This is a genomic window from Paenibacillus sp. NRS-1781, assembly GCF_050467745.1.
In the GTDB taxonomy this organism is placed as follows: Bacteria; Bacillota; Bacilli; order Paenibacillales; family Paenibacillaceae; genus Paenibacillus; species Paenibacillus terrae_A.
In genome coordinates, this window is record NZ_JBITPI010000033.1 from 128213 (window position 1) to 142147 (window position 13935).

13 protein-coding genes and 1 pseudogene are annotated in these 13935 nt (G+C 44.0%); 5 read left to right on the forward strand and 9 right to left on the reverse strand.

The genetic code is table 11. The features are described from left to right. Window positions 1-58 precede the first annotated feature (58 nt). The gene (locus ACIFO6_RS12795) at window positions 59-1171 is read right to left on the reverse strand and encodes a GerAB/ArcD/ProY family transporter (RefSeq protein WP_430041011.1); all 1113 of its coding nucleotides are present in this window, start codon (window positions 1169-1171) and stop codon (window positions 59-61) included. Between the two features lie 178 nt (window positions 1172-1349). Here ACIFO6_RS12795 and ACIFO6_RS12800 point away from each other — a divergent pair, with 178 nt between their 5' ends. Genes ACIFO6_RS12800 through ACIFO6_RS12815 form a run of 4 tightly spaced genes read left to right on the forward strand, consistent with a single transcriptional unit; the run spans window position 1350 to window position 4635 of the window. Then, the gene (locus ACIFO6_RS12800) at window positions 1350-2879 is read left to right on the forward strand and encodes a spore germination protein (protein ID WP_430041012.1); all 1530 of its coding nucleotides are present in this window, start codon (window positions 1350-1352) and stop codon (window positions 2877-2879) included. Beyond that, on the forward strand, window positions 2860-4083 hold the full coding sequence (locus tag ACIFO6_RS12805) for a Ger(x)C family spore germination protein (protein WP_430041013.1): 1224 nt from the start codon (window positions 2860-2862) through the stop codon (window positions 4081-4083). The genes ACIFO6_RS12800 and ACIFO6_RS12805 overlap by 20 nt, the downstream gene beginning before the upstream one ends. A 5-nt stretch (window positions 4084-4088) precedes the next feature. Continuing rightward, a complete protein-coding gene (locus tag ACIFO6_RS12810) occupies window positions 4089-4319 on the forward strand; it encodes a hypothetical protein (RefSeq protein WP_430041014.1) in 231 nt (76 codons plus the stop codon). Window positions 4320-4335: 16 nt separating this feature from the next. Next, complete coding sequence (locus ACIFO6_RS12815) at window positions 4336-4635, forward strand: hypothetical protein (protein WP_430041015.1); 300 nt, start codon at window positions 4336-4338, stop codon at window positions 4633-4635. A gap of 186 nt (window positions 4636-4821) precedes the next feature. Here the strand turns inward: ACIFO6_RS12815 and ACIFO6_RS12820 are convergent. Beyond that, a pseudogene (locus ACIFO6_RS12820) lies at window positions 4822-5114 on the reverse strand (transposase); the annotation flags it as partial. Continuing rightward, window positions 5101-5664 (reverse strand): TetR/AcrR family transcriptional regulator, encoded by a 564-nt coding sequence (locus ACIFO6_RS12825; RefSeq protein ID WP_430041016.1) that lies wholly within the window; start codon window positions 5662-5664, stop codon window positions 5101-5103. The pseudogene ACIFO6_RS12820 and the gene ACIFO6_RS12825, both read right to left, overlap by 14 nt. Window positions 5665-5937: 273 nt before the next feature. On the opposite strand from ACIFO6_RS12825, the gene ACIFO6_RS12830 reads away from it, so the two are divergent. Beyond that, window positions 5938-6681: an EthD domain-containing protein gene (locus ACIFO6_RS12830; protein ID WP_430041017.1), complete on the forward strand. Its 744-nt coding sequence runs from the start codon at window positions 5938-5940 to the stop codon at window positions 6679-6681. A gap of 309 nt (window positions 6682-6990) precedes the next feature. On the opposite strand, the gene ACIFO6_RS12835 is transcribed toward ACIFO6_RS12830, so the two are convergent. The 6 genes from ACIFO6_RS12835 to ACIFO6_RS12860 form a co-directional block, all read right to left on the reverse strand. Further along, entirely contained in the window at window positions 6991-7983 is a 993-nt protein-coding gene (locus ACIFO6_RS12835) for a LacI family DNA-binding transcriptional regulator (protein WP_430041018.1), read from the reverse strand. A gap of 42 nt (window positions 7984-8025) precedes the next feature. Beyond that, complete coding sequence (locus tag ACIFO6_RS12840; RefSeq protein ID WP_430041019.1) at window positions 8026-9114, reverse strand: glycoside hydrolase family 172 protein; 1089 nt, start codon at window positions 9112-9114, stop codon at window positions 8026-8028. A gap of 13 nt (window positions 9115-9127) precedes the next feature. Continuing rightward, complete coding sequence (locus ACIFO6_RS12845; protein ID WP_430041020.1) at window positions 9128-9961, reverse strand: carbohydrate ABC transporter permease; 834 nt, start codon at window positions 9959-9961, stop codon at window positions 9128-9130. 1 nt (window position 9962) lies between these two features. After that, window positions 9963-10838, reverse strand: coding sequence for a carbohydrate ABC transporter permease (locus ACIFO6_RS12850; protein WP_430041021.1), 876 nt, complete (start codon window positions 10836-10838; stop codon window positions 9963-9965). 98 nt (window positions 10839-10936) lie between these two features. Beyond that, complete coding sequence (locus ACIFO6_RS12855; protein ID WP_430041022.1) at window positions 10937-12274, reverse strand: ABC transporter substrate-binding protein; 1338 nt, start codon at window positions 12272-12274, stop codon at window positions 10937-10939. A 53-nt stretch (window positions 12275-12327) separates the two neighbouring features. After that, window positions 12328-13791 (reverse strand): GH32 C-terminal domain-containing protein, encoded by a 1464-nt coding sequence (locus ACIFO6_RS12860; protein ID WP_430041023.1) that lies wholly within the window; start codon window positions 13789-13791, stop codon window positions 12328-12330. Window positions 13792-13935: the final 144 nt, after the last annotated feature.

Sequence of the window (13935 nt, forward strand, 5' to 3'; positions counted from 1 at the left end):
TGAAAGTTACCACACAAGGAGAATCAGTCCATGAGCTACTCCATTTTTGACCCGAAGGTTATGTTAGCTGGTTGTTGTGACTGATACGTTTCCTGATATGATAAACAACAAGCAGAATTAGGGGGAATGCAAAAGCATTGGTGATCTCCCAGTTCAACCAGTAGGGAGGAACCTCCTTAACGTAGAAAATAATATTTTTGGCAATCAGGTGTGACAGTCCGTAAATCAGAAACGCTACTGGAAAGATCAAGGGCCGATAGGATTTAAGCTTTAATATCTGAGCTGTCCCCAAGACAAATGCGTGGAAAAAAAGCACTGTTTTGAAATAGGTGCTAATGATCCACGTGGTGGCCATTAACGCCTCAATCCGCTGCAGAAAATTAGCAATGTTGATTCTCTGGGCAAGAATATAGGCCGCGTAAAATTCGTGCTCTGAGAAATATGCCCCGAGCACTGTCAGGGAGAGAAACAAAATGAGGTTAAGTGCAACGGCCCCGATCAATAGGGAGATAAGTATATTGCGGCTTGTATTGCTTTTTTTTTGGACATAGGGAAGCACCATGAAGATCACGCACATTTCTCCAAAGGGAAAAAATACGCCGAACATAATGGTGTGCAGCATGTCAGGAAGCGGTGTGTTCAAAATAGGATAGATACGCTCTATCTGGGCTTCGGGGAACAGGAGAACGATTAGGCAAATCAGAAAAAACGCAAAGAAAGGGAAAAAAATCTGGGCTGCTCTTCCCAGTGTTTCAAGACCCAGCCGCAAGCCATACACCAGCAGAATAATCGCCATGGATCGAATGACCCCTCCGGGTGTTCCCTCGTAAATCTGTGTGCACATGAAATCTTCGATTTCTCTGACATAGATGGAGGTTTCAAGCAGGAAAAAGAATAAATAACTCAATGCTACAGCTCCACCCACCCATTTTCCTAATCCTTGTAATGAAAGTTCGATAATCGTTTTAGTTGGATCAATATTTGATGCAGATACGATCAGCTTTATGCATGCAAGTCCTAGCGGAATACAAATCAAGCCAGCAATCCAAGCGTCTTCGTGGGCTCCCGTTGTCATTATCGTTGGATAAACAAGTGCTGTATCTCCGATAAGTAACAAAAACCCGAGTATCATCATTTGAGTCGTACTGATCCGGTCTTTTTCAAGATTCATGAGACTCCTCCAAATCTGCTGTAAACTGCCCCTTAAGTTTTCTTTTGTCATTTCCTTTAGTATGTGATTTTATAACATAATTATTAATTGACGGTCAAAAAGGAATAGTAAGGGGATAATTATCTACTTCTTCTGTCATACTACTTGTAGTTTGCTCACGGAATGTGGAGGTTGTGACATGAAGGATACAATTACTGGCACATTATCACACCACTTGGAGGACAATTTGGTGCAGTTGGTTCAACTGCTCGGGACAAGCACTGATTTGATCACTAAAAAGCTGGAATTGGATGAGTCTACGCATATCGCTTTGCTTTATATTGATGGTCTTGTTGATACACAGGTTCTGCATAACTCCATATTATTTTCGCTTCAGGAACGTTGTACCCCTGAGCAGATGAGAGATCTTGATGCTAATCAGAAGATTGAGCTTTTGCGAAAACGTATGCTGATTGCGGGGGATCTATCCGTCACGTATGACCTTGGGCAATTTGTTTATGAACTTCTATCCGGTAATATCATGGTGCTGGTTGACGGAACATCCAGCGCCCTGCGGATCGGACTGCCTGGATGGGAGGACCGCAATGTAGGAGAGCCCAGTTCACAATCAGTTGTACGTGGGCCGATGGAAGGATTCACGGAAAATTTGCGGACGAACACGGCATTGCTCCGAAGAAAGATTAAAGACAGCCAATTGTGGCTGGAAACTTTCCAGATCGGTAAGGTGACTCAAACTAGCGTATCCATTATGTATCTCACCTACATCGCAAACCCTGACCTGGTGCAGGAAGTGAAGCGCAGATTGGCCAAAATAGATACGGACAGTATCCTGGAGAGCGGATATATCGAGGAGTTTATTCAAGATACGACTGCTACTCCGTTTCCCACGATTTATAACAGCGACCGGCCGGATACCATCGCAGCGGGAATTCTTGAAGGCAAAGTGGCCATTCTTGTGGATGGAACACCATTCGTGCTGCTAGTACCTTCCTTTTTTGTATCCTTTTTTCAATCCGCCGAAGATTATTATCAGCGGGCCGATATTGCCACCTTGCTGCGGTTTATCCGTTTTCTTTCCTTTTTCATTACGTTGCTTGCCCCTTCTTTTTATGTGGCAGTTACAACTTATCATCAGGAGATGATCCCTACCAATCTGGTTATCAGCCTTGCCGCACAGAGAGAAAATGTTCCTTTTCCCGCATTTGTGGAGGCGATGCTCATGGAATTAACGTATGAGATTCTGCGGGAAGCGGGAGTGAGGATTCCAAAAAATATAGGCCAGGCGATATCCATTGTTGGAACGCTTGTCATAGGCCAGGCGGCGGTTGCAGCGGGTTTTATCTCATCAGCAATGGTTATCATTGTATCCATTACGGCTATATCCAGTTTTGTCATACCAGAGACGGGGATGTCGATCGCTGCAAGAATCATTCGCTTTGTTCTTATCGGACTAGCTGGCTTTATTGGATTATACGGAATACTATTCGGTGTCTTTTTGATCGTGCTGCATTTGGCGAGTCTGCGTTCTTTCGGTATGCCTTATATGAGTCCGATCGGGCCATACCGTTCAAATGATCTGAAGGATTCAATCTTTCGCTTCCCCTGGCCGCTTTTAAAGACAAGGCCAGAAGATAGTATGATTCAAAACCTTGATCGCCAAAGCACAGACAAGCAAAAGGAGTCGGCAGATGAGACCCAACAACCGTAAAACTGTTGCCCGACTACTGCTTGTCCTTTTGGTCCCCATGCTGCTCAGCGGGTGCTGGGAAAGACAGGAGTTAAATGACATGGCCTTTGTGCTGGGAATGGGGCTGGATAAGGCTGAATCTGGCTATAAGGTTACACTGCAGGTGGTTATTCCTTCAGCAATTACCTCGCAGGCGGCAGGAGGGACGGGAGGGGCCGGGGTGCCGGTGATTGTATCTACCTTCACGGTACCCACGATTTATGAAGCCCAGCGCAAATATAATCTCGTGAGTGCAAGAGCCAGCTATTATGGGCATATCCGTATACTGGTAATCGGAGAGGAGCTTGCTCGGGCTGGAATTAAAGAGGTACTTGATATGCTGAAACGGAGCCGCGAGCCGCGTAATGATTTCTACGCCATGGTCGCCAAAGACACCACTGCCGAAGATGTCCTGAAGGTCCTTACCCCGCTAGAGAAATTGCCAGCAAGTAAATTGTATAATTCCCTGGACAAATCCTATAAGACATCGGCCAAAACAGTCGCTGTTACTTTGAACCATTTTATTGAAGATTTACTGTACGAGGGGAAGAATCCGGTGTTGACCGGAGTGAAAATGTCTGGCAGTATCAGTGAGGGCTCTAGGAAGAGCAATGTGGAAGATAGCTCGCCCACAGCTAGATTACGCTACAGTAATATAGCCATATTTCGAAAGGACAAGATGATCGGGTGGTTAAACGATAACGAGACGATTGGCTACAATTATATCACCAATAACGTTGTCAAAACCTCAGGTCCTGTAAAAGGAGACGACGGACGGCCCATCGTCATTGAAGCTCTACAGACAGATACCAAACGTAAAGTCAAGATTATTGACGGCAAACCCCATATTTACATCCATGTAAAGGCCTTGTGTAATGTGGAAGAGGTAATGAGCAAAGATAATCTGGAGGCAGATCGTGTAATTACAGAGCTGGAAAGGAAATCGGAAGAACTAATTATCTTGCGGATGAAAACTGCAGTCGAACAAATTAATGAGTCCTACAATGTGGATATTATGGGCTTTGGACAGTTGATCTACCGTGCCAATCCCCAAGCTTGGGCAAGGCTACAACAGGAAAAAGGAGACAATTACCTAAAATCGCTATCCATCCATTACAAAGCCAGCGTGTCGATTAACCGGATTGGCCTTACAGATAAATCTTTTATTGAAGATATCAAGGAGTGAGCGAAATGGTGTTACTGCTTTTTCTGGCTGTTGCGGCGGCTTGTGTGGTCATCGATGTGCCTTTGCTGACACGAGAATGCAGGCTTCGTGACCTTCTGGTCTGGGGCTTGTTGTGGATCACGGGCATTGGTGCGGTGGTCTGCTCCTTGTACAAGATCAATGTGCCGAGCCCATTGCTTCTGGTCATGATAATTTATAAGCCAGTTAACGACCTGTTTACATCCTTGTTTAATTAGACTGTAAGGGAATCAATTGAATAGAAGCAGCCAAGATAAAGGAGACGGTTATGAACAAACATGGCAACCTATACATTTACTACATGATGCGTGTATAGCAAAACCTAGGGATGCAAAAAATCCATCAGGTAGTGCAGATGGTTTTGTTTCTGGCAGTGTTGTCTACTATAAGAAGACCATTAACGTTACTAAGGAATTAATAGATAAGCGTATATTGCTTGAGTTTGAAGGTGTGTGTGGTACAACGCGTGCGGAAGGGGAGCATCAGGAAGTTAGTGTAAATGAAAATAACCTTTCCCGTAGAAGGGGGTATTAGTCTGTGGTGGTGAACATGGCTTGGAGTTCAGCACGGGCTTGATCGAAGCCGATATGGCAACGAGTAGCGAAGCGTTGGTTGCAGCTCTCAAATGGGGAGACCAGAAACTTCTCCAGATGGGTTTGGGAAAGCTATAGAACGTGAAGAGGTTGTGGTTCTCGCGTTACGACTTGGATTACCTTGGGGTAGGAGGACTTCCACTCCTCGTGCTTTCACGTCCTGTAACAGCTCATTCCAAATGTAGGCCGACTCTGTAGGTGCTACGGTATAGGTCAAGACTTCCTTGGAGCCATCCTGGCGAATGCCCACGGCAATATAGGTGGCATCGACATAGACGCACACGTAACGCGGAGCTAGCGTTCGCTTCGCAAAGCATCCACATGCTCTACCATCCCCTTTGTCATGTTCGACACCGTCTGTGGCGTGTAGTGATGACCGTACATTTTTTCGAGCAGGTCTGAAATCTCAGTCATCGTTACGATCCCTAATCATTTGATTAAAATATTCATCCATTTGAACAGCCGATATATCCCTGCTATTTTGAATCCACCACATATTAAGGGAAGAAATAGCGCTGGCATAAAACTCTGCAATGATTTCAAGAGGGACTGTGAAATTTTTACCTCTTTGATTTAATTCTATGAAATCAAGCATCAGAATTTCCTTAATATGATTTTTTAAAATATTCATTAAAGTATCATCTTTTTTTTGTTTCAAGACAATCATATCTAACATTTTTCGTTTAGAGTTCTTCTCAATAGTTTGAAACGGTTTTTGTATACGTTCTTCTAAGATGTTTTTCCTAAATTCATCTTGAAATTGTAAAAAACCTAAATTTAATAGGTCATATTTGTCCTCGAAATGCTTGTAAAATGTAGTTCGATGTACCATTGCCTTTTCGCATATATCCTTAACGGTAATTGAGTTGAAATCTTTCCTCGGATAACTAAGAAGCTCCTCTAGTGCATTCAAAAGAAACGTATGTGTCCTTCTGACACGGAGATCTTTAATTTCTTCATCATATTTCATCTACACTTCACCCTTTATTGTAGTTTAAATATACAGTAGTAGAAGATTGATTCTTTCATTTATAATGCCGTAAAAGTATACTTCTTTTCAAGCATATGTATATATAAAACCTGAAGGACATCATGATTTCAGCAGATGATATGCAGAGAAGCTTTCGGATGAAATGATTGATATAGAAAATAGCCTTTCTAAAGCAGAGGCAGCTATAAAACTGAAAGCTCATATTACAAAGTTTGAAATTTTACTATTTTGACAATAATGGAGGAACCGACAATGATTAAACAAATGGCAATAGTCACAAGAAGACCTGATATGACGCATGAAGAGTTTATTGATTATGTAAAGCATATTCATGGATATAAAATCACATCCGCCAATCCCTTGGGCATATATGAGTATATACAAAATTATGTATATGATGCTGCATATGGTGCTAAAAGTGATGTGCTAGATGGTGGATATAAAATTGTATATGGAAGAGACTCTGTCACTGAATTGTATTTTGAAGATGCCGAGGCTATGGCCAAAACATTTTCCGATCCGTATGTACACAAAGTAGTGGGTCCTGATGGGCCTAATTTTAGTGATCTCGGGAAATCGTTACCCTTTTTAGTCACCGAAGAGGAGGTGGAGGTGACCAATCCTTCACCTGGTGGCATTAAGATCTTTTATTTTATCAAGAAGAACGATACTTTGAGTAGTGAGGAGTTTAATCGTTTGTGGTTTGAAGCCCATAATGAGATTATGACGAGTCACGAAGGCGTGAGAAGTCAATTGAGAAGATTTATTAACAATGTGCAAGTATCTGCCGGAGAATCGAATTACTTTGGTTCAACAGAAACCATTTCTTATGATGGAGTGGCTACCATGTGGTTCGATACTACAGCGGCGTTTAGAATGTATCAATCTGAACTGGCATTGATTGCTCAAAGAATGGGCGATTTTATCAATCAATCTGCGACATTTTTCTTGTACACAGATCCACTCACCATTTTTAAAAAGGTAGATGGAGAATAATTCGCCCCAACTGTTCGAACGTTTCTTTATTTGGACGGAAGAACATGTGAAGAGATAACTAAAGACATGTGTGTTGTTGTTAAAGGTGTCATTATGGATTGGTGCGTATACGTTGGGGCTAATTTGCCTCAATACGTTCAGTGCAACTCTTCCATAGAGCAGATGATGCGGGAATACTTATCAAGCTACTGAAAAATCGCGCCCTTGAGATGGAAGTGAAATTAAATAAAAAAATAGTCGAGCAAGGAAAAATTTATCCCTGTGCTCGACTATTTTATGGCCTTGCTATTATAGAAGCACATTATGATATTAGCAGGTGCGCCGAATCATTAATTCCGTGGGGAATACTTCTTCGACAGGCGCGATGCGCTGCTCGTCGGACTCAATGGATTCTATCATCAACTTGGAAGCGGCCACGGCCAATTCGTTGATAGGATGCCGGATAGTCGATAAGCTCAGAAGCTCAGAGACGGTCGGCATATCGTCGACGCCCAAAATGGCAAGGTCTTGCGGAAGGGACAGGTCTAAATCTTTGCAGGCCTTTAAGGCCCCGATGGCGGAAGTGTCGCTTAAACAAAATAATGCTTGCGGCAGCTGGCTGGTTTGTGCCAGGTTTATCACGGTTTCGTAACCGAAATTTTCCGTCATATCTCCGGTGATAACGGTCGTTAGTTTTCCGTTTTGCTGCAAGGCTTCGCTGGCACCGTTTAGTCGGTCGTCGAATCCGGGGACGTGACCATGCGGATAAGTCAAAATAATCAGATTGTGATAACCGCGGGACAATAAGTGATTCACCCCGGTCTGACCGCTTTGGTAGTCGTTAACACGCAGTACGTGCGCTCCATAGGATAAATTGTGGCGTCCTACGGTAATGACTGGCACATCGAGATCCATTAGTTTGGGCATGAATTTTTCCGTATCGATAGTCGCTTTGACGATGATCCCGTCAACCATCTGGATATTCATGAAGATTTCTTCAAAGTCCAGCAGGATTATCTTATATCCCAACGTTTTTAACTGCTGCTTGATGACTTTGGCAAAATGCAGGAAATACAAGTCCTCAAAATAACCGTCATAGGTACTGTCGGATAAGACAAGTCCAATCGTGTGCATTCTCCCGGTAATGAGACTTTTGGCAACAGGGTTCACTTGGTAACCTAGCTTTGTTATCGAGAGACCAATTTTTTCTCTCGTCTCCGAGCTCATTTTCCGAAAGTTTCCATTCAGGAAATGAGAAACCGTTGCAGGAGATACGCTTGAATCTTTTGCGACTTGAACTAAAGTAACCCTTTTATTAGCCATTTTTATACCTCTACTAGTTTTTATTGCCGATTTTCCATCTGATTAGCGTGGACGTCTTTCCAGTACACCGGGGAGTTCAGGAAATGCTTGATGCGGTTCGGTCTGGTACCAATAGCATACGGAGCTCACGTCGTCGCTTCTTTCGAATAACGCTTTTCCATCATGCCCGATCTGTTGAACGGTGACCCGTAAATCCTCCTCAAATAAAATAGGGTCAAGTATATGCCAACGATAGAAGCCGCGCATCGGGCAAGCAGCTCCATCGTAAATATGCGACCTGGTGTTATCTTCCACTTGGAAATGAGGGAAACCCATAAAGGGAGTGGAGTAGGTCTGTTCATGCACTGGTTTTCCATTGTCGTATTTCACAAAGCCCCAAGCGCCGCCGAAGTAATCCTCCGCACCTGTTCCGCAGATGGTCGGCCAATCCAGGTCGCCATCGAGATAAAATTTCACTTCCCCTTCGCCGTACCAGTAACGTGATAAAGAAGTCCATGCCATATAGGTGCCGACATATTTGCCTCTTCCTTTAATTCCATCTATAATCGTATAATCCTGCTTGAGCTTGGTAGGATTTTCTCGGCGGAATTGGGCGTGGAAATACTCCGTATCCTCAGGGAGTTCATCAACCAGCACGTAATCAAACTGGTAGAAGAACGCTTCGATCTCCTGGGGATGCTCATTGGTAATGGTTATTTTGGCGGCTTTTTTGAACGGCATCGCAAAGTAACTGTTCATGCCGCCGACTGGGTTCACCACGATCGGCAAGGAATTGACGATCGCTCTGGCACCAAACCCATTGCAGAAGAAATCGCCCAGCGGTACTTCCACGGAGGGGGCCTCTTCATCGTCCCAATACATCCGCAACACCAGATCACGCAACACGAACCAGCCGGTCTCGGTCTGGTCGGTCACGGTCATCCAGATGTGCTGGATGATGCCCGGACCTTCGATATCGACGAGCGTGGCAGTTTCACCTTGGGCCAGCGAGATAAAGGCTTTGCCTTTTCGGGCAATTCCCAAGGAACCTGTGGCTTTTCCGCCTTCTCCTTTCAGGCCTCGTGGGTTTTCCGCTGTGATCGCTCTGCTTTTTCCTCTCATTTTGCCAAAAAGGTGATTCATGGATTGCATAGTTGATCTCTCCTTATCCTTTAACTGCTCCGTCAGAAACGCCGGACATCAAGTATTTGTTTAGAAATAAATATATGATAATGATTGGGATGATGCTGATGCTGATAGCCGCAAATGTCTGCCCCCAATCCGTCGCTCCGAAAGCCCCGATGAACTCCTGAAGCCCCACCGCGATCGTTTTATATTGCTTGTCGTTCGTAAAGGTGTTGGAAAAAATAAAATCATTCCAAATGAGAACGAAATTGATCGATGCGACCGTGATCGTCGTGTTGATGGTAAGCGGAGAAATGATTTTATAGAACACCTGATAAATATTGCACCCGTCCATGACAGCGGCTTCAATCAATTCATTGGGCACGTAGCTGTAAAAGCTGGTGAAGATCAAAATCGACAAAGGCAAGGCAAATCCAACTTGTGGAAGGATTAGCGCAAGATACGAGTTCAGTAGTCCGAAGTCTTTGTACATAATAAATAACGGGATTAAGGTGACTTGAATCGGAATCATGATACCGACCGTAAAGAACAGCAGCAGTTTCGAATTTAATTTGAAATTCATTTTGACGAGGGCAAAGCCCGCCGTTGAGCTTAAAAAGATGATTAGTAGTAGGCAGCTGAACGTAACGATGGCTGTATTTTTGATATACAGCAGCAGATTACTTTCCCTAAACACACTTCCATAGTTGTCGAACGACCATAACGTCGGCAGCGAAAAGGGTTTTGTCGTCAGTTCGATGCTTGATTTGAAGCTGGACAGCATCAGCCAGACGACCGGGTAGATCTGCACGATCAGGATCATGATGACGATAAAATAGAGCAGGAAGGACCAAGCTGTTTTTTTGGATCGCATATTATGCTTCTCCTTTCCTGGAATTGAATATGGCCCGGATAAGAAGAACGGCAAGCAGGCTTTCGATCACGATAAATACGGCGATTGAGCTTCCATATCCGTATTGATTGGTTGAGAACGCTCTTTTGTACATATAAGTCGTGACCAACTCAGTCGTCGAACCCGGTACACCGATGATATAAGGGATATCGAAGCCTCTTAGCGCACCGGTAGTACACATGATAAGGGCCAAACTCAGCACATGCTTGATACTCGGCAATTTGATATATCGAATCAGTTGCCATCCATTAACACCGTCTATGGTTGCAGCCTCCTCGATCTCTTTCGGAATCGCGATCAGGGCCGCATAAAAAATAACCATGTACATGCCTGTAAAGCGCCAGCCTTCGGGAATGGATACTGCGATCAATGCGGTGTGTGGATTGGATAACCAGGCACTTTGCAAGTGGCCCAATCCGATCCAATCCAGGAACATGTTTAGCAAGCCCAGCGGCTGCAGGGAATAGAAGTTACGGAACATCTGCGCGATAGCGACGGTGACCACTACGGCTGGCAAATAATACAACGTTCTGAAAATACTGGCTCCTTTTTTGATGTAAGAGAGCAGTAATGCGAAAAACAAACCGATAAACACTTGCATGAGTACCACGATCACGACATACACCAAGTTATTTTGCACGGAATTCCAGAAGTAGGGGTCTTTAAACATTTTGATATAGTTGCCCAGACCAATGTACCTGGCATCCTTTATTCCATTCCAATCTTGAAAGCCGTAATTCAGCGACTGAATGATTGGGACAAAGACGGTTCCTAAATAAAATAGCAAGGCTGGTGTGATAAAAATTAACCATGCCTTTTTGTCCTTGAGTACATTCATATAGAATCTCCCCATTTGTTTGTATTGACAGATTGAGTGAAAGGTAGCCACCCGGCCCTGAATGACCGGGTGGGTGGCAGTTTGTCTGAATCTAAAGACTACTGGGTGACGTTTTGGGCAATGGTGTCGTCGACTTGCTTGGCGAATTCTTTCGGCGTCGTGGCCCTCATCGTCAATTTGATGATTAAATCGCTCATGACGGAGTTCGTATTGGCATCCAGCAAGGTATCCCAAGGCTTAGCAAATTCTGAACCGTAGTTATCCATATCCTTTTTAATCCGGAGGAACAGTTTGGAGAATTGGGACTCGTCTTTAATCGTAAATTTGAGCGGTGACATCTGCTGTTTAGCTACGTAGACGTCACTATAATTTTTCAAGACATAACTTAGGAAGTCCTTGGTGGTGTTGTCGAATTTGCTGGTTGTGGCAGCAAGGCCGATCCCGCTGTTTCCAAAAAACTCGTTATCCGGCGTTTTGGCGTTATCAATGGTTGGCAGGTAGAAATAGTCGACGTTGCCTTTAAGTTTTTCCGGCAGATTATTGTCTATGAAAGACGGGATTTCCCAGGTACCCATGTTATACATAGCAGCTTCACCGTTGAGGAACATGTTCTTGGCTGTAGTATAATCCGTCGTGGCAAACCCTTCCTGAAAGTATTGGCCAATCTCGTAGGTAAAGTTCGCCGCTTTCATTCCGACCTCGTCGGTCATTTTGGCCTTACCTTGGCTCAGGTTACGGGCAAATTCATTTCCGGTAGCTCGGAAAGGAATCATGGCCGCATAGCGCAGCAAGGGCCAAACATCAACGCCATCAACGGCAATTGGGGTAATCCCCTTGTCCTTAAGCGCCTTACTAACCGTTAGCATATCATCGATGGTTTTGGGAACGGTGAGGTTATTTTCCGCAAATATTTTCTTGTTATACCAAGTCATTTCCAAATGATACTCCAAAGGGAGAAGGTACAGGCTTCCATCAGGTAATTGCTGGTATTTCAGCGCAGGTTCGTAGAACTGATCGTACAATCCTTGTTCATTCAGGAATTTCTTCATATCAACCAGCATTCCAGCATCTGCCAATTGTTGGGCGTACGGATCGGCGTCCATATCAATAAATTCTGGAGCTTCGCCAGAAGCGACGAGCGTTCTCAGCTTAGTTAAATAGGAAGGTCTATCGGACGTCACTTGAATATCCAGCTTGAATCCGGAATGATCTTTCGCATACTGGTCTGCCAGCTCTCGGATCGTTTGGACGATCGCTCCGTCTGCTGGACGGGCCGACAACCATGTAATCGTTTTGCCGTTGGAGGCGTCTGACGAATTTTGCTGTTTGCCCGCGTTAGTTCCGGAAGCCCCCCCGCAACCTGCGAGAGCAGTTGCAATCAATGCAAAAATAGTGAGAAGTGAGACGATCTTCGACACTTTTCTTATTTTCCCCATTTTTAAAACCTCCAATATATATATATATCATTACAAATTGAATATTTGTAATTCTAACCTTTTTCTGCCGTCTTGAGCTTGACATCATTGACTTTAACGGAGCCTTCGTTCGCAAAAAAACCGATGTGACCCGTTTTGAAGTTATAGACCCGTGTTGTCATTGCAATGACAGCGTTGACATACAGGCACAGGATGTCATCTTCCAAAATCAGTTTTATCGTAATCCGGTCGTGCTGGCTAAACGGAAATGGTCTTTCCAGTTCGATCATTTGCGGTTTATCACCAGCAATTTGCCATTGGAAAAAACCGGGTTCGGTTCTTGGCCACATATCGAATGCAACTCGATTGTGGAATGGATCAAATTTGATGAAATATCCTATGTCGAGAGTTTTGTCGGTTCGCAGCGCGATGCCAAAGTCTTTGGTCTTTTTCCAGTCCGTAAACGAAGCTTCAATCAGGACTTGGGAAGGTAATTCATTAAATACGCTGTAAGCCAGTCCATCGGGAGACTCTAGTTCGAATTGGCTTCCAGTGTGGCGACAGTTTTTCTCTGCTTCAGGAATAATGACTACTTCGGTATTAAAATGCTCATAAATCGACTGAGGCATCCTCACGAGCAAATCGCCGTTATCGTTTGGATAAACCTCATGAACGACCAAGGTTCCGGCCCATTCCCAGTCACTGTAATCGCTTGCACCTTGTTTGGAAGGAACCCAGCCAAAAGCGTATCTTTGTTGGCCATCCGAAGCCGTTTTCGCCGCATAAAACCCCCTGCCGTCAAAAGTATCCAGAATAGGGGAGGTATACACGCCTTTAATGCTTTTGCTTTTTTTGTAATGCGTCACAAACTTTTCACTGAACGTCGAGTAGACCAGATAGTGCCAGTCTCCCATTTTGAAATAATCCGGACATTCCATAGTGATGTACTTGTCCGGGTTGTAAAACGGCTCTCGAAAACGCCATTGTACCAGATCATGTGAAGTGAGAAGAGCAATGCAACCCCCTCTCTTTTCGGAAGAGTTCATTTGTCTCGCAGTGACGAGCATCCAGTACTCTTGCTGTTCTTCATTGAAAAACACAAACGGATCGCGCCAATCGAATTGCTCATAAATAACTGCGTCTCCATAAAGCTTGAAATTTTCATCCTTCGTCCAATGGATTCCATCGGTGCCGGTTGCCTTCAAAATGACTTGTAAAGACTTACCATCAATGCAAAATTCGACGTTAGGATTGTGCCCGGTGTAAAAAAGGTGATACATGCCGTTCGGGTCTTTAATCACTGAACCGGTATATGCATTCCGGTCGGGATCGGCTTCGCTTCCGTTGGGCAGAACTACTCCATAGTCTTCAAAATCCAAGCCATTTTTGGTTGTGAGTAGGTTCCACGTCGTATGATTTCCGTAATCTCCGCCAATTCTTTGATCATGGAGATAGTAGAGCTTGTACTCTCCATTGTCATAGAACGGGATCACATCTCCAACCCATCCGTCTTTCGGTTTGTAAAATACTTTTGCCATCCCATCATCTCCATTTAGTAAAACGTTTTACAAAGAAATAATAACATAACTTTTTATAATGTCAACGCTTACATCGTATATAAATAAAGAGTTTATAAAAAATATTTTAAAATATAAATCATAAAGGTAAAACGTTTTTCTAGA

What these genes read in the sequence shown, in the direction of transcription:
- ACIFO6_RS12795 (WP_430041011.1), bottom strand. Translation starts at nt 1,171, where the DNA reads ATGAATCTTGAAAAAGACCGGATCAGTACGACTCAAATGATGATACTC.
- ACIFO6_RS12835 (WP_430041018.1), bottom strand. Translation starts at nt 7,983, where the DNA reads ATGGCTAATAAAAGGGTTACTTTAGTTCAAGTCGCAAAAGATTCAAGC.
- ACIFO6_RS12840 (WP_430041019.1), bottom strand. Translation starts at nt 9,114, where the DNA reads ATGCAATCCATGAATCACCTTTTTGGCAAAATGAGAGGAAAAAGCAGA.
- ACIFO6_RS12825 (WP_430041016.1), bottom strand. Translation starts at nt 5,664, where the DNA reads ATGAAATATGATGAAGAAATTAAAGATCTCCGTGTCAGAAGGACACAT.
- ACIFO6_RS12810 (WP_430041014.1), top strand. Translation starts at nt 4,089, where the DNA reads ATGGTGTTACTGCTTTTTCTGGCTGTTGCGGCGGCTTGTGTGGTCATC.
- ACIFO6_RS12860 (WP_430041023.1), bottom strand. Translation starts at nt 13,791, where the DNA reads ATGGCAAAAGTATTTTACAAACCGAAAGACGGATGGGTTGGAGATGTG.
- ACIFO6_RS12800 (WP_430041012.1), top strand. Translation starts at nt 1,350, where the DNA reads ATGAAGGATACAATTACTGGCACATTATCACACCACTTGGAGGACAAT.
- ACIFO6_RS12845 (WP_430041020.1), bottom strand. Translation starts at nt 9,961, where the DNA reads ATGCGATCCAAAAAAACAGCTTGGTCCTTCCTGCTCTATTTTATCGTC.
- ACIFO6_RS12850 (WP_430041021.1), bottom strand. Translation starts at nt 10,838, where the DNA reads ATGAATGTACTCAAGGACAAAAAGGCATGGTTAATTTTTATCACACCA.
- ACIFO6_RS12805 (WP_430041013.1), top strand. Translation starts at nt 2,860, where the DNA reads ATGAGACCCAACAACCGTAAAACTGTTGCCCGACTACTGCTTGTCCTT.
- ACIFO6_RS12830 (WP_430041017.1), top strand. Translation starts at nt 5,938, where the DNA reads ATGATTAAACAAATGGCAATAGTCACAAGAAGACCTGATATGACGCAT.
- ACIFO6_RS12855 (WP_430041022.1), bottom strand. Translation starts at nt 12,274, where the DNA reads ATGGGGAAAATAAGAAAAGTGTCGAAGATCGTCTCACTTCTCACTATT.